The organism is Pelobacter seleniigenes DSM 18267 (genome assembly GCF_000711225.1).
Taxonomy (GTDB): domain Bacteria; phylum Desulfobacterota; class Desulfuromonadia; order Desulfuromonadales; family Geopsychrobacteraceae; genus Seleniibacterium; species Seleniibacterium seleniigenes.
The window spans coordinates 296,091-318,954 of sequence record NZ_JOMG01000002.1; the positions used below are offsets into that span (position 1 = coordinate 296,091).

Consider the following 22,864-nt stretch of genomic DNA (forward strand, 5'->3'; position numbering starts at 1 on the left):
TGATGATCAGAAACCAGGGAGCCAGCTTCTACAGCCGACCACCGCCGAGCACTTTGTACAGGTTCACCAAGTTGACCATGAACGCCTTCTTGACATTCACCGCCCCTTGCTGGGCGGCGAACAACGAACGTTGCGAATCAAGCACCGTCAGGAAGTTATCGATCCCGCTGTCGTAACGGGCCGTTGACAGCTTATAGGCCTGTCCGGTTGCTTCAACCAGAGCATTCTGGGCATCCAGCTGGGACTGATAGGTGCCCCGTGCCGCCAGCTGATCGGCCACTTCCCGAAACGCGACCTGAACCGCCTGCTCGTATTGGGTCGCGGCAATCTGTTCATTCACTTGTGCCACGTCCAGGCTGGCCTTGAGGCGGCCGCGGTTGAAAATGGGAATGGTCAGTGAAGGCGTAAAGTTCCAGGCATAGCGGGCCCCGGACTGAAACAGGCCATCCAGGCTGTCGCTGGCCAGACCGAAAGAACCGGTCAGGCTGATGGTCGGATAGAGTGCTGCCCGCGCGGCACCGATATCGGCATTGGCAGCCTTAAGCACATGTTCAGCACGCTGGATATCAGGACGTGCCAGCAGCACCTGCGAGGGCAGTCCGGCCGGCAGTTCAGCCATGAACAGCACATTGTCGATGGTCTCGTCACAGTTCAGGACCTCGTCGACGGAACCGCCCACCAATAATGCCAGGGCGTTTTTATCCTGGGCCACCAAACGGGTATATTGAGCGATTGATACCCGCGCACTTTCCACCGCGGTGGATGCTTGGGCGACATCGAGCTGATTGGCCGAGCCGACATCGAATTGCCGTTTGACCACCTCGTAGGTTTCCTGCTGGGTCGAGGCGGTATCCCGAGCCAGTTGCAGCAGCTTGCGATCCGCCAAGTAGCTCAAATAGGCATTGGCCGTTTCCGCAATCAGACTGATGCGGGTGCCGGTCATAGCCTCTTCCGTCGCCAGGTAGGTTTCCAAGGCCTGCTGATTGAGGCTTTTGACCCGACCGAAGAAATCGAGTTCATAGGCAGTCATGGCCAGATTGGCCTTGAATGTGTTGGCGGTATAGGACTTCCCGGTGGCACTGACATCATCAGGAACACCGGCACGGCTGGCAGAACCATTCGCGGTGATGGTCGGCAAGCTGTCACTGCGCTGAATCCGATAAGCCGCCTGAGCCTTTTCGATATTGAGCACCGCCACCCTGAGGTCACGATTGTTTTCCAACGCCTGACTGATCAGGGTTTTCAACGTGCTCGACTGGAAATAATCCTGCCAGGCAATATCGGCCGCCATCCCCTTTTCGGTCTCCGGGTAGGCTTCCCCCATTGGCCAGCTATCAGCCACCGGCAATTTCGGCTGTTGGTATTGGGGAATCATGGAGCAACCCGTGACCAACAGCAACAAGACCAGGGCCGGAAACAGTTTATTGAGCATTTTCTACCTCGCTTTCAGCCGCAGCTTTTCTTTTTCTGGTCATCGACCATTTTTCTATGACGATAAAGAACATCGGCACAAAGACCATGGCCAGCGTTGTCGCCCCGATCATCCCGCCGATAACGCCGATACCGATGGCGTTCTGGCTCGCAGAGCCGGCGCCGTTGGCGATCGCCAGCGGAGTCACCCCGAGAATAAATGCCATTGAGGTCATCAGGATCGGCCGTAACCGCTGTTCAGCTGCCAGCATCGCCGAAACGATAACACTGCGCCCGCTTTCATACAAAGTCTTGGCAAACTCGACGATGAGGATCGCGTTCTTGGCCACCAGACCGACCGTGGTCAGCAACGCGATCTGGAAGTAAACATCGTTAGCCAGTCCGGCAAACCTGGTCGCAGCCACCGTACCAATGATCCCCAGCGGGACAATCAGCATGACCGCAAAGGGAATGGTCCAGCTCTCGTAGAGGGCGGCCAGGCTGAGAAACACGATCAACAGGGAAACTCCATAGAGCAGAGTGGTCTGAGCTCCAGCCATCCGTTCCTCATAGGAGATCCCGGTCCATTCCAGGCCGATCCCTTCCGGCAGTTTTTTCGCCATTTGTTCAATGGCTGCCATGGCCACACCGGAACTGACCCCGGGAGCCGGAGCTCCGAGGATTTCCATGGAAGAACGACCGTTGTAACGTTCCAGGCGCGGCGAACCGTACTCCCAGGTCCCCTTGACAAAAGAGGAGAACGGCACCATATCGCCGACATTATTGCGGACATACCAGCGATCGACGTCTTCGGGCAACATCCGATAGGGAGCATCCCCCTGCATGTAGACCTTCTTGATCCGGCCGTTGTCGACAAAGTCGTTGACATAGGTCGAGCCCCAGGCCGTACCGATGGTATCGGTAATGGAACTGATGGAAACGCCAAGGGCCGAAGCCTTCTCCTTATCGATTTCCAGCTGGTACTGGGGCACATCGGACATACCGTTGGGGCGAACCCCAATCATCTGCTGATCCTGGGACGCCATCCCCAGCATCATATTACGCGCCTGGAGCAAGGTATCGTGGCCCAGTCCGGCCTGATCGACCAGTTTGAAATCGAAACCGCTGGCGTTCCCCAAAGCCGGGATCGGCGGCGGGATAAAAGCATAAACCGACGCATCCTTGATCCCGTACAGATTGCGCAGTGCGCGCTGGGCAATGGCCTGGGCTTTCTGGTCGGGCCGCTGGCGCAGGCTCCAGTCTTTCAGGCGGACAAAGCCGAGACCGACATTTTGCCCCTGCCCTGCAAAGCTGAACCCGGTTGCGGTAAAGATACTTTCGACATTCTCTTTTTCTTTATTCAAAAAATAGTCTTCAACTTTTTTGGCGCTCTCCCGGGTCCGTTCCAGAGTCGCTCCCGGCGGTGCTTGGATCATCAGCAACATGATCCCCTGGTCTTCGTCAGGCAAAAAAGCCGTCGGCAGCTGCTTGAACAGGAACATCAGGGCACCGATAATCACCAGGTAAACCAGGAAAAATTTGATTGAGCGGGCCGCGACAAAACCGACGCTTTTTCGATAAGTCGTTTTACCGCGTTCAAAAGTACGATTATACCAGCCGAAAAAGCCTTTTCGCTTCAGGCCGTGCCCTTTTTCCACCGGCTTGAGCATGGTCGCACAGAGGGCCGGAGTGAGCACCAAGGCCACCAGCACCGATAGGGCCATGGCCGAAACGATGGTGATGGAGAACTGCCGATAGATGGCCCCGGTGGACCCGCTGAAAAATGCCATCGGCACAAACACCGCGGAGAGCACCATGGCGATACCGACCAGGGCGCCGGTGATCTGGCTCATGGACTTTTTGGTCGCCTCCTTAGGCGGCAATCCTTCTTCGCTCATCACCCGCTCGACGTTTTCGACCACGACGATGGCATCGTCGACCAGCAGCCCGATGGCCAGGACCATGGCGAACATGGTCAGCACGTTGATGGAGTAGCCAAAAGCGGCCAGAATGCCGAAGGTGCCGAGTAGAACCACCGGCACGGCAATGGTCGGAATCAAGGTCGCGCGGAAGTTCTGCAGAAACAGGAACATCACCAGGAAGACCAGGATAATGGCCTCGACCAGGGTCTTGAACACCTCGTGGATCGATAACTGGACGAACGGCGTGGTGTCATAAGGAAAGACGATCCGGTAGCTGGAGGGCATGAATTGCTGCAGCTCTTTGGCCTTGGCCTTGACCAGGGCGGCGGTTTCCAGGGCGTTGGCCCTGGTCCCCAGGTAGATCCCCATCCCGGCGGCCGGTTTTCCCATGTAACGGGCAATCCGGCTGTAATCCTGGGAACCGAGTTCGACCCGGGCGACATCACCCAGTCGGACCTGCGAGCCATCCTGGTTCACCTTGATGAGGATATTTCTGAAATCCTCGGCGGTTTCCAGTTTTGACATGGCTCGAATCGAAGCATTGAGCTGCTGCCCTTCGACCGCCGGGGAGCCACCCAACTGGCCGGCGGTGACCTCGACGTTCTGGGCCTGCACCGCGGCCTGGACATCAGACGGCATCAGGTTATAGCTGTGCAGTTTTTCCGGATTCAACCAGATCCGCATGGAGTGCTGGGCCCCGAACACCGTGACGTCACCGACTCCGGTAACCCGGCTGATCGGCTCGGACATTTTCGACACCATGTAGTCGCTGATCTCATGCTCGGTCACCGCCGGATCCGTTGAATAGATCCCGATGACCATCAGGAAACTGGACGAGGACTTTTTGACATTGACCCCGAGCTGCTGCACGATCTGTGGCAGCAGGCTGGTGACGCCGGAGACTTTGTTCTGCACCTGGACCTGAGCGATATCCGGATTGGCCTCCGGCTCAAAAGTCAGGGTGATGGACAGGTTACCGTTCGAATCGCTCGAAGAAGAGAAATAGCGTAAGTAATCGATTCCGGTCAGACTCTGCTCGATGATCTGGGTGACACTGTTCTCCAGAACCTTAGCTGATGCTCCCGGATACGACGCATTGATCGTTACACTTGGCGGAGCAATTTCCGGATATTGCTCGATCGGGAGGGTTTCAATGGCAAAGATCCCTCCCAGCATGATGACGATGGCGATGACCCATGCAAAGATGGGCCGTTCAATAAAAAATCTGGGCATTGCTTTATCCTGTCGTTATTGCGCTGGAGTTGTCATCTCAACCGGCGAAACCTTGGCGCCGGGAGCAATTTTCTGCAACCCCGCAACCACGACTTTATCGCCGGCGGCAAGCCCCGAATCGATCAACCATTTATCTCCGAAGGCCTTGGACACCTTGATCGGGCGCGGGTTGACGGTGTTATCCGCAGCCACCGCCCAGACCGTGGTATCGCCGCCGGCACTGCGGACCACAGCCTGCTGCGGCACCATGATCGCATTTTCAAGCTTACTTTGCGCAACCCTGGCCTTGACAAACAAGCCGGGCAACAGATACCCGTCGGGGTTGGGGAAGAGGATGCGCAATTGCACCATGCCGGTTCCTTCATCAACTGTGACATCAGAAAACTGGATTTCACCTTTCAGGCCGTAAGGCTCTTTTTCACCTTCCAGCAGTAGTTCCGCCAGCAGTGGACCCTGCTTCAGGCCAGCGGTCATCTGTTTGCGCAGCCGCATAATCTCGCCACTCGACTGGCTGACATCGACATAGATCTTGCTCAGGTTCTGGATGGTTGCCAGGGCGGTTCCCTGATTAGCCGTCACCAGTGCCCCTTTGGTCACGGATGACTTGCCGATCTGGCCGGAAATCGGGGCAAAAACTTTGGTGTAATCCAGGTTGATCTTGGCCCTGGCCACCGCTGCCTGGGCCACCGCGATGTCGGCTTTGGCCTGCTCCATGGAGGCCAGGGCATCATCGTACTGCTGCCGACTGACGCCGCCGACATTCACCAACTCGCGGTAGCGATCCAGTTTCGGTTCCACCGACTTCAAGTTGGCTTCGGCTTTGCGCAGGTCGGCCACGGCGCTGTCATAGGTTGCCTGGTAAGGTGCCGGGTCTATTTGATAGAGCTGCTGGCCTTCCTTGACGAAACTGCCTTCGGTAAACAACCGGTCGATAATGATGCCGGTCACCTGCGGACGAATTTCCGCAACTTGGAAGGAAGAGGTCCGGCCCGGCAGGTCCTGGGTCAGCACAACCGTCTGCGGGGCAACCGTGTAGACCGTCACTTCCACGGGTGGACGCTGCATGCCCTGCTGCTGGGCTTGAGCCGGTGTCACCTGGGACCGTCCGGTCAGATAATAGTAACCGATTCCAATCAACGCCAGGGCAAGAACCCCGGCCAGTACTTTCGCTTTCATGTGCTCTCCTGCTGATTTAAAGGACTATTTGATCAATAAGCTTTTTAACATCCTGCTGCATTTTTGTTTTATCCGGATGAGAACCGCCATCACGATACGGTAGGGTGGTAAATGGTCCAATCACCGTTCCGTAGATCATCTCCGCCATGATATAGGGGTCAACCTTGACAAATCCGCTGCGCTCTATCCCTTCCTGACAGATCGCCGCCAGCGGATGCAGCAACAGTTCGACCCGTTCAAGAAACATCATCTCTGCAGTCTTGTTCTGCCAAACGAAACGAAAATAGGTGGACAGGGTTTCGGACGTTCCATAGACCGCATCGATGAACTGATGTATTTTGACCAGGGGTTCATTGGCGCTGGTAAAGATCTTCTGATGGGATTCTACCAAAGGCCCAAGTACCGCCTGATGAACATGACTCAGCAGCTCTTCCTTATTCTGGAAATAATTATAGAGGGTTCCTTTGGCAACGCCACAGCGCCGGGCAACTTCTTCCATGGTCAGGGATTCGCCTTCGCGAATCAGGGCCAGTACAGTATCGACGATTTCCTGCTTGAGAAGCCGCTCGAGCATCTCCTTGTTTCTACGCATTGCCCCCATAAAGGTCCTTTGGCTAACGCTATGTGATTACCTATTGCAACATAAACAGGGTCGCCAGAACAACTGGTGACCCTGTGATTTTCATCTTCGAACCATCACAAAATTGACTATGCGGTCAATTTATGACCGATCGGTCAATTTTGTCAATAGCCTTACGTCTTTTTTTTTACCGCCTTAACCGGACATTAACCCCGCCATTGCTATACCTCGTTCAACAACAGGAAGAAAACTACTAATAACCATAACTTTTGAGACTCGCTGATGAAGATGATACAATTTTTGCAAATACCGATGCTTCTAAGTGTACTATTGTTGCTGAGCTCCTGTCTGCCCTCGTCACAAAACAACTGGCCAGAACAGGCAAAAACAGCTGAGCAGCAGGTCCACCACTGGTCCCAGCTTAATGGCAATATTAACACCGACATCCTCAACACTCTCATTGTTTCTCCTCAGCTTGCCAACCTCGTCACAGAGGCCCTGGTAGCGAACCCCGAATTACAACAAACCCTGTTGACCCTGAAAATCCGCCAGACGGAGTACAACCAGACCCGCGGAGCTGAGAAACCGACCCTTGAAGTCAACGCAACAACAGAGAAGGAAGAGCATAGCGAAACCAGTTACACGGGTTCTTTAAGTGTCTCATGGGAACTTGACCTCTGGCAAAAACTCAACGATGAGAGTAAGGCCGCAGCTAAAGATGTCGCCGAACAACAAGCCATCTACCAGTCAGCTAGAGACACCTTGGCCAGTGAAATCATGAAATCCTGGCTGGAACTGATTGCAGCCGGTAAAAATATCTCCGTACAAAAACAACGAATCATTACGCTTAAGCAGAATGCAACCTTTATCCGCCAACGTTACCGCAACGGTCTTAAAGACCTGACCGATCTCGACAGTGCCCGCACCTCTCTGGCCTCTGCTAATGCTACCCTCGAAGAATACCAGGAAGATTATGCACAGCAGCTGCGCTCATTAGCGAGCATGCTCGGTCGGCTCTCCCCTATGGCAATCCAGATCCCGGAAGACTTTCCGGTCGTACTGATTCCTCTCGCCGACGTTCCTGAGCAAACCCTGAGCCGCCGACCGGATCTCAAAGCGGCTTATCTGGCGATTGAGGCAGCGAGCCTGCGCACTATCGTCGCCTATAAAGAATTATTACCCAGCATCAGCCTTCAGGCCGCCATTGAAGACATCGGCAAGTCCCCCAAAGCAGCCCTTTTAAACGATCCGGTCTGGTCGCTGTTGGCCGGGCTCACAGCCCCCCTCTATCAGGGTGGGCAACTAAAAAGCGCCGCACGTATTGCCGAGTTGGAAACCGAACAGGCCTATCAGGCTTATCGTGAAACCCTGGTTTCTGCAATTGAAGATGTAGAAAAGGCCATCAGTCTCGAGAAATCCCTCCTGCATCAGCAAGGTCATATCGAGGAAGCTCTTGCTGCCGCGCGCAATACACTGACCCAATATCAACAGAGTTATCGATCTGGCCTGATTGACATTCTCGACCTGCTTGATGTTGAAGAACAAACCTACGACCTTGAAGAGCAGCTCAATAATCTTATATATAATCGCCTGGCCAACCGCATTGATCTCGGTCTGGCTCTTGGCCTGGGAGTTTCAGCATGAATCGAAGACGCAGTTTCCAATGGCTGGTATTGTTTGCCGCCATTATTGTTCTGTCCCTGATTATCGTCTTTGTCCGCCAACGGATAATCGCCCAACAAAATCACCCGGCGCCAACAAAAATTGCCAATCCGCAATATCCGGATGTCAGCGTTATGACAGTAACAAGTGGAAAATATGCGGCAAACGTCGTCGGCTACGGTACGGCAACACCGCACTACGAGCTGACCCTGACCGCACAGGTAAGTGGGCAGGTAAAATCTTTGGCTCCTCAGTTGGAAAGCGGCCACAGGGTTAAAAAAGGCGATCTTTTGGTGCATCTTGAGGATAGTGAATATAAGGCGGCTCTCGCTTCGGCAGAACAGGACCTAAGCGAAGCCCGGTTAAGTTTTCTTGAAGAAGAGCGCCAGGCAGAACAGGCCCTTAAGGAGTGGCAGGCATCAGGCATGCCTGGTTCTCCGGACTCAGAGCTTGTCCTGCGCCAGCCCCAGTTGGCTGCGGCCAAAGCCGCCGTGGCTAACGCTGAAGCAGCAGTTGCCAGTGCGCTGCACAATTTACATCAGACCCGCATCACGGCACCATTTGCCGCACTGATCGTTGAGCGTAGCATTGCTCCGGGGAGTTACCTGCAGGAGGGCGGAGAGATCGCTGTTCTCTACAGTACGGAACGGGTTGAAATTCCGGTTTCACTGTCAGCCAAAGACTGGCGTAAACTGCCGGATCAGAAGGTTCTTGACAGTGGAACCTTGAGCGTTGTGCTAAACAATGTTGAAAGTGGCAAAACGTGGACCGGCCAGATTTTGAGAAGCGAACAACATCTCGATACGACGACCCGTAAACGGACCCTGATCATCAGTGTTGAGCACCCCCTTGACCAGACCCCAGCATTATTGCCTGCCACTTTTATTCAGGCAACTATTCCCGGTCGGCAACTGGACCAACTCTGGAAACTGCCCAGCTCGGCACTCAGTCAGAAAGGCCAAATTTGGTACATCAAGGAGGATAACACTCTGGCGTCATTCAGTGCCACACCAGTGTTCAGCGACAGTGAAGCTATCTATATTGCCACTCCTGAAAAACTGACGGACCGACCTCGGCAGGTTTTAGTTCATCCGTTAAGCAGCTACCTGGCGGGCATGATCGTCAATCCGATCGAGGAGAGTTCCCATGAATAATGTCAAACGCGGAATCATCCCCTGGTTCGCCACCAACCCCGTCGCAGCAAATTTATTGCTCATGCTGGTTATCGTCCTCGGTGTTATGGCTACGGGAAATATCCGCAAAGAGGCATTCCCGAGCATGGAGCCAGACAGGTTGACCATCTCTATCACGTACGACAGTGGTTCCGCGAAACAATCGGAAGAAGGGTTGGCCATCAAAATTGAGGACCAGTTGGAAGAGGTCAACGGGATCAAGTCGATCACCAGTTCATCTACCGGCAGCGGGACTACGGTCACGGTTGAAAAAAAGACCGATTACGATCTGGATATTCTGCTCCGCGATGTCCGCGCAAAAGTCGATGCCATCTCCACCTTTCCCTCTGACGCTAAAAACCCGGTTATCGAAAAAGATCAACGTGAAGAGCATGCCCTCTGGCTGCAGCTCTATGGGGATGCTAATCGTGCCACCTTGCAACAACTGGCCAACGAACTGAAAACCGACCTGCTCGCTAACGCCAAGATTAGTCGAGTCGACATCACGGGCTGGCTCGATCCGCTCATCGCGGTGGAAATAGATGAAGGACGCCTGCAAGCTTATGGCTTGTCATTGACAGATATTGAGGATGCCATCAACGAAGGATCATCAAGTACGATGACGGCTGTTCTCAACAATCAGCAGCTCTACTTACAGCTGAAGGCTTCGCAGCAAGCCTATCAAAAAGATGAGTTTGCAACCATTCCGGTGCTGACCTTGACGGACGGAAGCCAGCTTTTGCTCGGCGATATCGCCACCATCAAAGATACTTTTGCCGACGCGAACCTGGTGTTGTCCCGCTTCAACGGTCACAACAGCATTGCTTTGCAAATTATTACTACCGGCCAGGATGATATTTCAGATTCCGTGGCCGGTGCCCGGCAGGTCGTTGCAGACTGGATTGCTGCCGGCCAACTGCCGCAGGGCATCAAGCTAGCCAACTGGTATGATCGCAGCACCATTATTACGGAACGCCTGCAACTGCTGGTCAAAAATGCCATTACCGGGATCCTCATGGTATTTGTTCTGCTGGCGCTCTTTTTGAACCTGACCGTTGCCTTCTGGGTGGCCATGGGTCTGCCCTTTATTTTTTTCGGGACCATTTATCTGATGGGGGATGCCTTTGCCGGCCTGTCTCTCAATGAGTTTACAACCTTCGGCTTCATTATGGCGCTTGGCATTGTTGTCGATGATGCCGTAGTTATTGGGGAAAGTGTATACACGTTCCGTTCCAGTCAGGGGGATACCGTCGAAAACACCATTGCCGGGACCATGCGAGTTGCCCTGCCGACCATGTTCGGAGTTTTCACAACGGTAGCAGCTTTCTTTGCTATTTCCCAGATCAGTGGCGGACTTGGGCAACTTTATTCCCAGTTTGCCACCGTGGTCGCCATCTGCCTGGTCTTGTCGCTGATCGAATCCAAACTGATCCTTCCATCCCACCTTGCACATCTGAATACCCAACGACAAACCAGCCGAAACAACTTGCTGCGAACCTGGCAGAAAATTCAGCATGGAGCCGATAACGGCCTGAGCTGGTTCAACGAACACTGTTATCGGCCCCTGATTGACCTGGCCCTGCAGTACCGCTATGCCGTGGTCACTCTATTTATCAGCATCCTGATTCTGGTCATCTCCATGCCTTTCACCGGTTTAGTACGGATGAGCTTTTTTCCGACAATTACTGGTGATACCGTGGAGGCATCCCTGACCATGCGCAACGACGCCAGCTACGGCCAGACCCATGCGGCTATGACTCTGCTTGAACAGCAAGCAAACCAGATTGATCAGGAGTTGCGTGGAACCAGTGATTCAGGAATCTCCAGCTTACAAGTGGTTGCCGAAGATGCCCAATCCGGCTCTATCAAGCTTGAGCTTAGAAACGATGCTCCTTACGATATCGTCACCTTTACCAAACGCTGGCAAAAGATAGCCGGCTTGCCGGAAGGAACCAAATCTCTCAGTATCCAGAGTTCCCATCACTCCGTCGATGATCTGCGCGTTGAGTTGCGCGCCAGCGATGATGAAATTCTTTTAGCGGCAGGCCAGAAATTGAAGCAGCAGCTGGAAAAGATCGCCGCAATCAGCGGAATCGAGGATAATCTGGAACCGAGCCAGCCCCAGCTCCATCTCAAACTGACCCAACAAGGCCGCGCGCTCGGACTTACTACCGATATGCTGGCCACCCAGCTGCTCCAGGCTTTCAGCGGGCAAGTCGTTCAGCGTTTTCAGCGTAACAGCGACGAAGTCGAGGTTAAGGTCCGCTATCCAGAAGCCGACCGACAGACCACAACCGATGTGCTTAATGCAGACATCCGCACCAGTGACGGTACTGTCCTCCCTCTATCCAGTGTCGCTACAGCGAGTTTCGGCTTTACCCGTGATACTATCACTCGTATCGACGGCAAACGCGCCATTTATCTCTCTGCCGACGTTGACAAGGATATTCTCTCTTCAACAGAGCTGGTCATACAGTTGAAAAAAAATCTGATTCCCGAACTGACTAAACAGTATCCGGGTCTCAGTGTTCATTTTGCCGGTGAAGCCGAGCAACAGGCTGAAACCACCACATCAATGGAACAGATGTTTCTGCTCGCCCTGTTGATGATTTACTTTCTGCTGGCGATTCCGTTGAAATCATATATCCAGCCCATCGTTATCATGACTGCGATTCCTTTCGGCATTGTCGGTGCCATCCTCGGCCACTGGCTACATGACCTGTCATTGGGAATCCTGTCTCTTAATGGAATTATAGCCCTGGCGGGAGTTGTGGTGAACGACAGCCTTCTTCTGGTTTCAACATTCAACGATATCGTTGAAAGCGAAGACAACCTGCACGATGCCATCAGTAACGCCTGTCGTAGCCGTTTGCGGGCGGTCCTGCTGACCTCATTAACGACCTTCGCCGGACTGATGCCCCTGCTCTGGGAAACCTCCATGCAGGCCCAGTTCCTGATTCCCGCGGCAGTGTCCCTGGCCTATGGCATCCTCTTCGCCACGGCGATCACCCTGATACTGATTCCGGCCTTGCTGCGGATTCAACATGACATCAGTGCCCGATTACGCCATATTAAACAGACACTGTTCCCCCCGGCTCTGAAAGAGGAATCGACATGCTGAATGTTCTCTTGGTCGAAGACGATTTTGACCTGGCTGAAACAGTTATCGCCTATCTGGAACTCGAAGAAATCAATTGTGATTACGCAAGTAATGGAATTGCCGGTTTACAGCTGAGTCAGCAAAACACCTACGCTGTTATTCTGCTCGATCTCAACATGCCCGGCCTCGACGGTTTGTCACTCTGCCAGCAGGTCCGTTCTCATGGTGATGCCACTCCAATCCTAATGCTCACAGCTCGCGACCAATTAACTGACAAACTGGATGGCTTTGCTGCCGGAACCGACGATTATCTGATCAAACCTTTCGAATTGGAGGAACTGGCCGTGCGGATTCAGGCCTTGGCCAAACGCCGCAGCGGACAATCTCAAAGATTGTGCTACCGCGACCTGGAAATGAACCTCGGGCAACACAGAGTGACCCGAGCAGCAAAGGAAATCAAGCTGTCACCAACCGCCTGGCGTATTCTGGAAACCCTGCTGCGAGCGGCGCCCGACATGGTTTCCAGGCAAGAACTGATCACCACGGTCTGGGGCGAAGATGGTCCTGACAGCGACAGTCTCAAAGTTCATCTGCATCATCTACGCAAGGCGGTTGATGGCCCCTTTGCCAATCCTTTGGTACAGACCATAACCGGTTACGGCTTTGCCATCAAAGCGGAGGACAATTCAGGATGAAACGACAGATCAGCCTGAAACTTTATGTTGCCCTGGCTTTTTTGTTTTTGATCATCCTGCTGGTAATCGGCTATTCCATCCTGAGTATCCATTTTTTCATTCGCGGCATGGATAATGCAACTTTCGGCACCATGGATCAGACAATGACAAGCTATATCAAAACGGTTCCTGCCGCCCAGCGGCTGCGCCTGAATAATTTCAGTGGCTATCAGATCGCCCCCACCTGGCAGCAGATGCCGCACAACATCCGCAGCAAGTTCAGCAAACCGGACCGCGATAATTACATGTTCAAATATGATGATTCAGGCTGGTTTCAACACCCGGAGCAGCTCATCTTCCTGATGCGATTTGCTTATGATCATGGACATTATTACGTCAGCCGAACCATCCAGCGCGAGCAGAGCTTTTTTCTGCGCCAGGATGGGGAGCCCCATGGCGACCACTTCCTGCGTTCCCTGATCACCCTCAGCATCTCCGTCGCTTTGATCATGTCATTTCTGGTTTGGCTGCTTTTTAAACAGGTCTCGCGTCCAATCAGCGCTTTGGGCAGCTGGGCACGCCAACTTGATGAACACAACCTGCAGCAGTCCCCGCCCGACTTTTCGTACCCGGAGCTGAATGAACTTGCCGTCCTGATCCGAAGCAGTCTGTCTTCCGTGCAGCAGAGCCTGCAACGCGAGCAACGCTTCCTGCGCCACAGCAGTCATGAACTGCGCACTCCCATTGCCATCATTCGTAACAATCTGGAACTGCTTTACAAAATCCAGCGCAAACTGGCGGCCCCGCCCGACCCGCGCCAGGCCCAGATTGTCGCAAGAATCGATCGGGCCAGCCTGACCATGAAACACCTGACCGAAACCCTGCTCTGGTTGAGCCGTCAGTCGACAGACAAACTGCCCGGTCAGGAATTCGACCTCCAGCAGTTGCTTGACGAACTGGTGGCCGAACAGCGCTATCTGCTCAAGAACAAAAAAGTCGCGCTGCGCATCCAGACCGCGGCATATCAGCTCAATGCACCGTTGACCCCGGCCCGCATCGTGCTTGGCAATCTGATCCGCAACGCCTTCCAACACAGCTGGCAGGGCGAGATCAGCATCAGCCAACAGCACAATCGCATTGAAATCAGCAATTCCCTTGCCGCTGATGCGGAGAACAGTCATGACCTGGGTTTTGGACTGGGCCTGGAATTGACCGAGCAATTGACCGCCAGAATGGGTTGGACTTGCCAGAAGCGTACGACCGCGAATCAGCATGTGGTTGTCGTTGAACTCTGTTGAGTGGTCTTGAATACTGCAGCAGGCCACAAATAATGATTGACTTCTGCAATCCTTGCTATAGCATACTAGTACATGAATACAGGCACCTATAGCAAAGAACTGATCGACTATCTGCTCGCCGTCAACACCCCCGCAGAGATGGAAAAGGCCCTGCGAGCCCTGTTGACCCCGGCCGAGTTCACCGAAATCGCCAACCGCCTGCAGATTATCAATCTGCTCAAGGCCGGCGAGCCCCAGCGCAAAATCGCCGACCGGCTCGGTGTCGGCATCGCCACAGTGTCACGCGGCGCCCGCGCGCTCAAAGACCTTCAGGACAAATCATCATGACCAGCTCAGTCCAGCCCCAACCCATAACCTTGCCGCGCAAACCCCATTACGTCACCATCACCGAAGATTGCGATTATTTCGAATTGTTCAAAAAAATCGAAAAACGCTTCGACAACTGCTTCATCCTCGAATCCCTCGGCGAAGAGAGCTACGTGTCCCGGCACACCCTGATCGGCTTCGACCCGGAACAACAGCTGATCGGCAACGGCAACTGCCTGACTATTGTCGACCGCTTCGGCCAGCGCCAGGACTATCAGAGCGATAACCCCTACAACCTGTTGCGCGACATTGTTCCACAGAATATCATCTCGCGGAAATATGCCGGCGGCCTGACCGGCTATCTCGGCTATGACGCCATGGGCTATTTCGAACCGTCCCTCAACCTGCAGAAACACGACGATTTCGACACCTTCCGCTTCGGATTGTTCAAGGACGGGTTGATTTACGACAAGATGACCGGCGAACTGATTTATTTTTATTATGATGACAGCCGCATTGAGCTGATCAGTGCCCTGCTCAAGGAGCCCTATCCGGGGAACGGTCCGCTACGCGTTGTTCCCGGTGCCACCGGCATGACCCAGCAAGAGCATGCCGCCGCGGTGATGAAGGTGAAGCAGGACATCATTGACGGCAAGATTTTCCAGTGTGAAGTCGGCTTCAAAAAACATTTTCAACTGCACGGCGATTGCGTGAACATTTATGAACAGATGCGTGACGTCAATCCGTCGCCACAGATGTTCTACCTCAAGTTCGGCGTTCAGAAGCTGATCAGCGCCAGCCCGGAGCTGCTGTTTCGCGTCCGTCAGGGCGAAATGGAGACCTTCCCCCTGGCCGGAACCACCAAACGCGGAGCCACCCCACAGGAGGATGTCATCCTGGCGCGTAAGCTGCTCAACGATCCGAAAGAAATCGCCGAACATAATATGCTGGTCGACCTGCATCGCAACGATATCGGTCGGGTTGCGCGTTTCGGCACGGTCAAGGTTCGCAATCTGATGGACATCAAACGGTTCAGCCATGTCCAGCATATCAGCAGTGAAATCGTCGGCATCATGGCTGAACACCAAGACATGTTTTCGGCCCTGGCCGCCAATTTTCCAGCTGGAACCCTGACCGGCGCCCCCAAGATAGAGGCCATGAAGATCATCGACCAGCTGGAACCGGATGGCCGCGGCCCCTATGGCGGCGCGGTCGGCCACTTTTCTTTTAATGGCGACTGCACCTTTGCCATCCCCATCCGCACAGTCTTTGCAAATGGGGAGCGGGCTTATGTCCAGACCTGTGGCGGCAATGTCTACGATTCGAATCCGGCGGACGAATATCGCGAAATCATCCGTAAATTCGCCGGGACCAGAAGCGCCCTGGAACCCTTCGTGGCAGCGCAAGACAAGGAGAAACTGGCGTGAATATCCTGATCATCGACAACTACGATTCCTTTACCTACAATCTTTACCAGTATATCGGCGAGATCCTTTCCAGCGACAAACTGGCCGGACGGCTGCAGGATTTCCAGATCAGGGTCAAGCGTAACAATGAAATCACCCTGGCACAGATCATGGTCGACCGACCAGACCGGATCATCATCTCCCCCGGCCCCGGCTCCCCGGACGACACGGCCTATTTTGGCGTCTGCGCCGAAGTGATCAGGGAGCTCGGACCGAAAATTCCCCTGCTCGGGGTCTGCCTGGGCATGCAGGGGATTGTCCATGTTTTCGGCGGCAAGGTCGTCAAAGCCAGCGTTCCCATGCATGGCAAAACCAGCCCGCTGCAGCACAACGCAAACGGTCTGTTTGCCGACATGCCCGATCACCTGGACGTTATGCGCTATCATTCACTGGTCGCAGAAGCCGAGTCTTTTCCAGAGAGCCTGCTGGTCACCGCCGCAGTGGGTGATTTATCCTCTTTGGATTTTGGCAACCTGACCAAAATTCACGATGGCGGAAACTTTGAAATCATGGGGGTTCGGCATAAAACCTGGCCGATTCAGGGCATCCAATTTCACCCGGAATCCTTTGCGACCGAAGGAGGCCGGGATATGCTCCGCAATTTCCTCTACCAAACCAGCTGAGCCCCACCCCAGGCGGCCCGCCAGTGCCCCGCAAGGGGCACCCCAAAAGCATCCCCGTCCACCCAACCATCCGCATCCGGTTCTTTCCGGCCGATCCTGCTGCCCGTGGGGCACAGCCCCAGCCAGGGCAACGCGGACAAAATACCATATCGCTGAGAATCTCTTTTATTCCCCTTTCCAAACAGCATCTTATTTTCCTCCCTGTTTTCATCAATCCCAGACAGAATTCCAGAAAAATAACAAAATAAGTAAACATTTTTTGAAAGCAAATAAAACACTATTTGATATTTTATAACTTTTTTATTAAACAACAAGTTAGCAAAACATTAAGTATCGACAACCTCCTACCCAAAAGCGCTTTTTTTACATCATAAGGGGTGAAATAGAGTTAAATAAAAACATAAATTAATCATTTTATAAACATTGTTATACCAAACAATAAAACTGACAATATTTATATTTCACTTTTATTATCATATATTTATAAAATATTCACTTAACTGAATTAAGCACTTCATGACGACTTTTTTCAGCGAAATTAAAAAAGCAAGTTGACAACAATATAACAGCGTATTACTGTTTCACAGAGTCAGCATCAAAGTCGTATAAAAAGTTTCCGCAACGAAGAGTCGGTTTAAAACCGTTCACTGCGACGAGAGACACTATGCCGGGCAGAGACAAGGACTCATACAATATCCGTTCAGTAGAAAACGCCCTGCTGCTTCTGGAAGCCCTGGCCGAGGAGGATTGCAAATGCAGCCTGGCCCAACTGAGTGAAAGACTGGATATGACCAAAGCAAGCCTGTTCAGATTAATGGCCACCTTTGAAAACCACGGTTACGTCGAACGTGGCCAGAGAACGGGGGAATACCAGCTCGGAATGGCAGCGTTTGAAATCAGCCAGAAGCTGCTCTCCAAAATGACCCTGCTCAGCAAAGCCCGCCCCATCATGTCCCAACTGGTTCGCCAATGCGACGAAACCGCGTATCTGGTAGTTCAACGCGACCAGGACGTGCTCTTTCTGGAAATGGCCGACAATGACCAAAAGGTCAAAGTCGTGCCGCTGGCCGGACAAAGATTCCCACTGGCCAGCTGTGCCTCCGGAAAAATCTGCCTGGCCTTCAGCAAGGAGAATGCTGGGAGCGTACCCGGTTCCCCTGAATTGCAGGAGGAACTCGAGCAATGTCGCACCCGGCGTTTCTGTGTCGATCACAACGGCGTCGGTGAAGGCAGCTCCTGCATCGCGGTTCCCATATTTGCAGCGGGGGAAGCATTGGCCGGCTGCCTGGCCCTGGTTGCTCCCAGTTTTCGTGTTACCGAGGAACGCATCAGAAAGGAGCTTTTGCCGGCATTGAAGGCCGCCGGCGAAACTATTTCAGCACGCCTCGGCCACAATCCCTATGCAGTCAGGACCAGGGGCTAGCCAAGCAGTCCCGGTCCTGCCGAAGTTGCACGATCAAAATCAGTCCGCACGAAATTGCCATCAAGGAAAGGAGGCCGACAACAAACGATGAACAGATGACAGAGTTTCAGTTCAAGGGCTTTCAACAGACTGGAAAGCAAGGAAATTTATCAAAAGAGGAGGTCATTTATGGATGACAAAGGTGCTGCATATTGGAAAGAAGTTTTGGCATTGATCAGAAACGTCCTGATCGTATGGTTCGTTGTGTCCTACGGTTTTGGAATCCTCCTGGCCCCGCTCCTGAATAACATCTCCCTCGGCGGCTATCCCCTCGGATTCTGGTTTGCTCAACAGGGATCCATTTATATTTTCGTCGCGCTGATTTTCATCTACGCCAAACTGATGGGAAAAATCGACGAAAAATATGACGTCCACGAAGACTAAGGAGGAGCGCGATTATGGGACTTCAAGCTATGACATACCTCGTGGTCGGCCTGACCTTTGCGATCTATATCGGTATCGCTATCTGGGCCCGCGCGGGAAGTACAAGTGATTTTTATGTGGCCGGTGGCGGTGTTCACCCGGTTCTGAACGGAATGGCGACCGGCGCTGACTGGATGTCGGCGGCCTCCTTCATCTCCATGGCCGGCCTGATCGCCAACATGGGCTGGGGTGGTGGTCTGTTCCTGATGGGCTGGACCGGCGGTTACGTTCTCCTCGCCATGCTGCTGGCTCCGTACCTGCGGAAGTTCGGCAAGTACACGGTGCCTCAGTTTGTCGGCGACCGCTTCTATTCCAAAGGCGCGAGTACCGTGGCCGTGGTCTGTCTGCTGGCCGCCTCCCTGACCTATATCATCGGCCAGATGACCGGGGTCGGCGTGGCCTTCTCCCGCTTCCTCGGCGTCTCCAACCATATGGGCGTCTTCATCGGCATGGCCATCGTCTTCATGTATGCGGTGTTCGGCGGCATGAAGGGGATTACCTACACCCAGGTCGCCCAGTACTGCGTGCTGATTCTGGCCTACACCATTCCGGCGATCTTCATCTCGATGCAGCTCACCGGCAATCCTTTGCCGCAACTCGGCCTCGGCTCCGGTTTCTCCGGAACCGACATGACCCTGCTGGGCAAACTTGATCATGTCGTCACCGATCTCGGCTTCGGCAAGTACACCACCCAGCTGCCCGGCAGCATGCTCAACTATTTCGTGTATACGGTCTCGTTGATGATCGGCACCGCCGGCCTGCCCCACGTCATCATCCGCTTCTTCACCGTTCCCAAGGTTAAGGATGCCCGTTCGTCGGCCGGCTGGGCTCTGGTCTTTATCGCTATTCTGTACACCACCGCACCGGCCGTGGCCGCCATGGCCCGCCTCAACCTGCATGCGACCGTCAACAAAGCGGTCAAAGGCGGCGGCGATCTGTTCGCACCTGAAAACAGTATTCAGTTCAGCGAGCGCCCCGACTGGATGAAGCGTTGGGAAGTGACCGGACTGTTGAAATTCCAGGACAAAAACGGCGACGGCCGCATCCAGTATTACAACGATAAATCGAAGAATCCGGAATTCCTGGCCAAAGCCGAGGCAGCGGGCTGGAAAGGCAGCGAACTGAGCGTCAACAATGATATAATGGTGCTTGCCAACCCGGAAATCGCCATGCTGCCGAACTGGGTCATCGCCCTGGTTGCCGCCGGTGGTCTGGCGGCCGCACTGTCAACCGCAGCCGGTCTGCTCCTGGCCATCTCCTCGGCCATCTCTCACGACCTGCTCAAGGACATGTGGATGCCGGACCTGACCGAGAAGGGTGAACTGCTGGCCGGCAAGATCGCCATGGCCTGCTCGATCCTGGTTGCCGGTTATCTCGGCCTCAATCCGCCGGGCTTCGCGGCCGGAACCGTGGCCATCGCCTTCGGTCTGGCTGCCAGTTCGATCTTCCCGGCCCTGATGATGGGCATCTTCAGCAAGACCATGAACAAACAGGGCGCCATTGCCGGGATGCTGGCCGGCCTCGGCGTGACCATGCTCTATGTGTTTGCCCACAAAGGCCTGTTCTTTATCAAAGGGACCGAGTTCCTGTGGATGTTCGGCGGAAAACCCGACTTCTTCTTCGGGATCTCCCCCAATGCCTTTGGCGCTATCGGTGCAGTGGTCAACTTTGCCGTTGCTTTCGCGGTCAAGAACATGACGCCGGCTGTGCCCGAACATATTGCCGCCATGGTTGAAAATGTCCGTATCCCGCGCGGTTCCAAAGCGGTCAGCGGTGGACACGATTAAAGACTGAACAACGGAAAAACTTAAGTAACAAGCCCTGAACTTGCCGCCCCACCGGCTTTGTCGACCGGTGGGGCACTTAACAGCACAGCGAAGGAGTCACAGATGGTTTTTGATGTCAGCGTCGCGATGACCTGGATTTTGTTTCTGGCCCTGTTTCCCATGGCGTTTTTCTGGCTGCGGCGCAGCTGGCGAATATTTGTGCGCAAAAACTATGCGGAAGTCGCTCTCAAGCGCGGCCTGCCACCAGCCAACCCGAAGAAATGGGCCCCCCTGGTCGGCCTGCTTAATCTGTGCTGCGGGGGCATGGCTCTCTGGACGATCTTCAGTGTGGTCATGGGTTTTTACCCTTACGATACCTGGAGCGCCATGGCCGGCCTGACCATCTGGGGCAAGATCATCGCCGACTTTATTATTCGCTCTCAGGCCCACCCCTTCACCTTCGGCAAGAAGAAAAAACTGGCGACCGGGGAAAATTGAACGGCGGCGGGGAAACGGAATTGAGCTTGACTCCGCCTCCCCCGCGTTACCGGCAAGCCAGGACAATCGCTTCCTCTCGGCCAGCCCCTTGTGCTATCCTGCGGCAAATTGATGAAGGCTTCCCCGGAGGCCTTTTTCGTTGCTGCGGATGAAATGCATTCACGGACAGGGAGCACGGTATGGGACTTGTCAAAACGTTGGCCGAAACAGATCCGTTCTCGCAGCTGCCCACAGAAGTCTGCGCCGAAATCAACCGGGCCGCCAGCGTTCGTAAATTCCCTGCTCAGACCCATATCTTCAATCAGCACGATCCGCCTTCCGGTTATCTCTATGTCATCAAATCGGGCATCGTCGAAATCGTCGTTTTGACCCCCGGTGGCGTGGAGATGATCGTCGATTACCGGAAGGAAGGCTCTTTCTTCGGCGGGACCCCGATCTTCACCGATCAGGGCTATACGGCCGGCGCCCGCACCGCCAAAGAGACGGAATGCTACCTGATCCCCCAGCAGGTGCTGGTCGAAACGGCCCGTTCCTACCCGCACATCACCGAGTATTTCACCAAAGCGGTCTATTCGCGGATTCGCAATCTTTATGCCGACATGGTCAGCGAGCATGCCCAGAGTACCCTCGCCCAGGTGGAAGCCTATCCGTTCAAAAAAAGACTCTCCGAAATCATGACCACGCCGGTGGATACCTGCAGCCCGGAAACCCCTGTCAAAGACCTTGCCGTACAGATGACCAGGCGAGGCATCGGCGCCATCCTGGTCTGCACCAAAAATAACCGGTTGAGCGGGATCGTCACCGAACACGACCTGGTCGCCAAAGTCCTCGCCCGTGACAATATCGACTGCTCTACCGCCACCGCCGCAGAAGTGATGACCACGAAACCACACAGCATGTCACCGGATACGTTTATGTACGAAGCGGCTGCTTTCATGATGGGACAGCGGATCAAGCACCTGCCGGTGCTGGACCGTGGTGAAATCGTGGGGATCGTCACCCTGCAGGACCTGATGAAGTACCGTAGCCAGAAATCGATGCTGCTGGTCGGCAACATCAGCAAAGCCCGAACCATCGAAGACCTGATCGCAGCCCGGTCCGAAATCGTCAAGGTTGCTAAAGCCCTGCTCAGCGAATCGCGATCCCATGTCGAGACCATGGAGATCATCTCCTACATTCACCATCGGATCATTCGTCGCGCTTACGAGATTGTTCTCAACGATCTGCAGCGGCAGGGAAAACAGCTGCCCAATATCAAGCACTGTTTCATCATCATGGGGAGCGGCGGCCGGAAGGAGATGCTGCTTGGCCCGGACCAGGACAACGGTTTTATTTATGAGGACTTTGCCGATGAGCGCAGGGGTGAAGTCGACGCTTTTTTCGTCCCCTTTGCCGAAAAGCTGGTGTCAGCCCTGGCGCGCATCGGCTACCCACGTTGCAAGGGCAAGGTGATGGCCGACAATCCACTCTGGCGCGGCCGGCTGGCCGAATGGCAGGCCCGCATCGGCGACTGGATCAGCGTGCCGGAGCCCCAGAAGGTCAGGTATTCCTCGATCTTTTTCGATTTCATGCCGATCGCCGGGGACGCGACCCTGTGTCAGGACCTGGGCGATATCGTCCACCTCCACATCAAGAACCATCCGATCTTCCTCTATCACATGATGGAACTCGACTTTAAGCACAAGGTCCCGTTAAGCCTGATCGGACGATTCACCCTGGAGCGCGGCAAAGAACATAAGGGGATGCTTTCACTGAAACAGGCCGGGAGCATCTTCATCGTCGACTGCGTACGGATGTTTTTGCTCGAACAGCAGATCGATGCCACCACCACCAGCGAGCGTATCGACCAATTGGTCAAGCTAAGAATTTTCACCGCCGAAACCGCGGAACATATCAAGGCGGCCTTTGAAGCCTTCACCTTTCTGCGCCTGCGCAACGAGATCGCTCTGAGCGAGCAGGGAAAATTCCCCACCCACTACCTTGATCCCTACAGCCTGAGTAAAAACGAACAGGATCTGCTCAAAGAAGCGTATCGGGTCGCCAGCAAACTGCAGGATTCAACGAAAAGACATTTTTCCAAGGTGATCAGTTAA

General features: G+C 54.1%; 18 protein-coding genes. 13 read left to right on the forward strand and 5 right to left on the reverse strand.

The window, feature by feature from the left end:
- Positions 1-28: 28 nt before the first annotated feature.
- From N909_RS0103995 to N909_RS0104010, 4 genes are read right to left on the reverse strand one after another with little or no spacing between them, the layout of a single operon-like run.
- Positions 29-1,432: an efflux transporter outer membrane subunit gene (locus N909_RS0103995; protein ID WP_029911726.1), complete on the reverse strand. Its 1,404-nt coding sequence runs from the start codon at positions 1,430-1,432 to the stop codon at positions 29-31.
- A complete protein-coding gene (locus N909_RS0104000; RefSeq protein ID WP_029911739.1) occupies positions 1,422-4,565 on the reverse strand; it encodes an efflux RND transporter permease subunit in 3,144 nt (1,047 codons plus the stop codon). The genes N909_RS0103995 and N909_RS0104000 overlap by 11 nt, the downstream gene beginning before the upstream one ends.
- Positions 4,566-4,580: 15 nt before the next feature.
- On the reverse strand, positions 4,581-5,741 hold the full coding sequence (locus tag N909_RS0104005; protein WP_029911741.1) for an efflux RND transporter periplasmic adaptor subunit: 1,161 nt from the start codon (positions 5,739-5,741) through the stop codon (positions 4,581-4,583).
- Positions 5,742-5,757: 16 nt separating this feature from the next.
- Positions 5,758-6,333, reverse strand: coding sequence for a TetR/AcrR family transcriptional regulator (locus tag N909_RS0104010; RefSeq protein ID WP_162179106.1), 576 nt, complete (start codon positions 6,331-6,333; stop codon positions 5,758-5,760).
- Positions 6,334-6,603: 270 nt separating this feature from the next.
- On the opposite strand from N909_RS0104010, the gene N909_RS0104015 reads away from it, so the two are divergent.
- The 8 genes from N909_RS0104015 (at position 6,604) to N909_RS0104050 (ending at position 16,622) form a co-directional block, all read left to right on the forward strand.
- Positions 6,604-7,965, forward strand: coding sequence for a TolC family protein (locus tag N909_RS0104015; protein WP_029911746.1), 1,362 nt, complete (start codon positions 6,604-6,606; stop codon positions 7,963-7,965).
- On the forward strand, positions 7,962-9,137 hold the full coding sequence (locus N909_RS0104020) for an efflux RND transporter periplasmic adaptor subunit (RefSeq protein WP_029911748.1): 1,176 nt from the start codon (positions 7,962-7,964) through the stop codon (positions 9,135-9,137). Before N909_RS0104015 ends, N909_RS0104020 begins: the two co-directional genes overlap by 4 nt.
- Positions 9,130-12,276, forward strand: coding sequence for an efflux RND transporter permease subunit (locus N909_RS0104025; protein ID WP_036682874.1), 3,147 nt, complete (start codon positions 9,130-9,132; stop codon positions 12,274-12,276). The genes N909_RS0104020 and N909_RS0104025 overlap by 8 nt, the downstream gene beginning before the upstream one ends.
- Complete coding sequence (locus N909_RS0104030; RefSeq protein WP_029911753.1) at positions 12,270-12,950, forward strand: response regulator transcription factor; 681 nt, start codon at positions 12,270-12,272, stop codon at positions 12,948-12,950. The genes N909_RS0104025 and N909_RS0104030 overlap by 7 nt, the downstream gene beginning before the upstream one ends.
- Positions 12,947-14,227: a sensor histidine kinase gene (locus N909_RS0104035; protein ID WP_029911756.1), complete on the forward strand. Its 1,281-nt coding sequence runs from the start codon at positions 12,947-12,949 to the stop codon at positions 14,225-14,227. The genes N909_RS0104030 and N909_RS0104035 overlap by 4 nt, the downstream gene beginning before the upstream one ends.
- 72 nt (positions 14,228-14,299) lie before the next feature.
- Complete coding sequence (locus tag N909_RS0104040; protein ID WP_029911768.1) at positions 14,300-14,554, forward strand: Trp family transcriptional regulator; 255 nt, start codon at positions 14,300-14,302, stop codon at positions 14,552-14,554.
- The gene (locus N909_RS0104045; RefSeq protein ID WP_029911770.1) at positions 14,551-15,960 is read left to right on the forward strand and encodes an anthranilate synthase component I family protein; all 1,410 of its coding nucleotides are present in this window, start codon (positions 14,551-14,553) and stop codon (positions 15,958-15,960) included. The genes N909_RS0104040 and N909_RS0104045 overlap by 4 nt, the downstream gene beginning before the upstream one ends.
- On the forward strand, positions 15,957-16,622 hold the full coding sequence (locus tag N909_RS0104050; RefSeq protein WP_029911772.1) for an anthranilate synthase component II: 666 nt from the start codon (positions 15,957-15,959) through the stop codon (positions 16,620-16,622). Before N909_RS0104045 ends, N909_RS0104050 begins: the two co-directional genes overlap by 4 nt.
- Here the strand turns inward: N909_RS0104050 and N909_RS0104055 are convergent.
- Complete coding sequence (locus N909_RS0104055) at positions 16,607-16,936, reverse strand: hypothetical protein (RefSeq protein ID WP_029911774.1); 330 nt, start codon at positions 16,934-16,936, stop codon at positions 16,607-16,609. The genes N909_RS0104050 and N909_RS0104055 overlap by 16 nt on opposite strands.
- A gap of 350 nt (positions 16,937-17,286) precedes the next feature.
- Between N909_RS0104055 and N909_RS0104060 the strand changes: the two genes are divergently transcribed.
- The 5 genes from N909_RS0104060 (at position 17,287) to N909_RS0104085 (ending at position 22,864) form a co-directional block, all read left to right on the forward strand.
- Complete coding sequence (locus tag N909_RS0104060) at positions 17,287-18,045, forward strand: IclR family transcriptional regulator (protein ID WP_029911776.1); 759 nt, start codon at positions 17,287-17,289, stop codon at positions 18,043-18,045.
- A gap of 168 nt (positions 18,046-18,213) precedes the next feature.
- Positions 18,214-18,468, forward strand: coding sequence for a DUF4212 domain-containing protein (locus N909_RS0104070; RefSeq protein WP_029911778.1), 255 nt, complete (start codon positions 18,214-18,216; stop codon positions 18,466-18,468).
- A 14-nt stretch (positions 18,469-18,482) separates the two neighbouring features.
- Positions 18,483-20,294, forward strand: coding sequence for a sodium:solute symporter family protein (locus N909_RS0104075; protein WP_029911780.1), 1,812 nt, complete (start codon positions 18,483-18,485; stop codon positions 20,292-20,294).
- Between the two features lie 102 nt (positions 20,295-20,396).
- Entirely contained in the window at positions 20,397-20,771 is a 375-nt protein-coding gene (locus N909_RS0104080; protein WP_029911783.1) for a hypothetical protein, read from the forward strand.
- A 179-nt stretch (positions 20,772-20,950) separates the two neighbouring features.
- Positions 20,951-22,864: a DUF294 nucleotidyltransferase-like domain-containing protein gene (locus N909_RS0104085; RefSeq protein WP_029911787.1), complete on the forward strand. Its 1,914-nt coding sequence runs from the start codon at positions 20,951-20,953 to the stop codon at positions 22,862-22,864.

Coding starts and splice junctions, on each gene's coding strand:
- N909_RS0104005 (WP_029911741.1), bottom strand. CDS start 5,741: ATGAAAGCGAAAGTACTGGCCGGGGTTCTTGCCCTGGCGTTGATTGGA.
- N909_RS0104070 (WP_029911778.1), top strand. CDS start 18,214: ATGGATGACAAAGGTGCTGCATATTGGAAAGAAGTTTTGGCATTGATC.
- N909_RS0104085 (WP_029911787.1), top strand. CDS start 20,951: ATGGGACTTGTCAAAACGTTGGCCGAAACAGATCCGTTCTCGCAGCTG.
- N909_RS0104040 (WP_029911768.1), top strand. CDS start 14,300: ATGAATACAGGCACCTATAGCAAAGAACTGATCGACTATCTGCTCGCC.
- N909_RS0104060 (WP_029911776.1), top strand. CDS start 17,287: ATGCCGGGCAGAGACAAGGACTCATACAATATCCGTTCAGTAGAAAAC.
- N909_RS0104015 (WP_029911746.1), top strand. CDS start 6,604: ATGAAGATGATACAATTTTTGCAAATACCGATGCTTCTAAGTGTACTA.
- N909_RS0104025 (WP_036682874.1), top strand. CDS start 9,130: ATGAATAATGTCAAACGCGGAATCATCCCCTGGTTCGCCACCAACCCC.
- N909_RS0104075 (WP_029911780.1), top strand. CDS start 18,483: ATGGGACTTCAAGCTATGACATACCTCGTGGTCGGCCTGACCTTTGCG.
- N909_RS0104035 (WP_029911756.1), top strand. CDS start 12,947: ATGAAACGACAGATCAGCCTGAAACTTTATGTTGCCCTGGCTTTTTTG.
- N909_RS0104030 (WP_029911753.1), top strand. CDS start 12,270: ATGCTGAATGTTCTCTTGGTCGAAGACGATTTTGACCTGGCTGAAACA.
- N909_RS0104045 (WP_029911770.1), top strand. CDS start 14,551: ATGACCAGCTCAGTCCAGCCCCAACCCATAACCTTGCCGCGCAAACCC.
- N909_RS0104080 (WP_029911783.1), top strand. CDS start 20,397: ATGGTTTTTGATGTCAGCGTCGCGATGACCTGGATTTTGTTTCTGGCC.
- N909_RS0103995 (WP_029911726.1), bottom strand. CDS start 1,432: ATGCTCAATAAACTGTTTCCGGCCCTGGTCTTGTTGCTGTTGGTCACG.
- N909_RS0104020 (WP_029911748.1), top strand. CDS start 7,962: ATGAATCGAAGACGCAGTTTCCAATGGCTGGTATTGTTTGCCGCCATT.
- N909_RS0104010 (WP_162179106.1), bottom strand. CDS start 6,333: ATGCGTAGAAACAAGGAGATGCTCGAGCGGCTTCTCAAGCAGGAAATC.
- N909_RS0104000 (WP_029911739.1), bottom strand. CDS start 4,565: ATGCCCAGATTTTTTATTGAACGGCCCATCTTTGCATGGGTCATCGCC.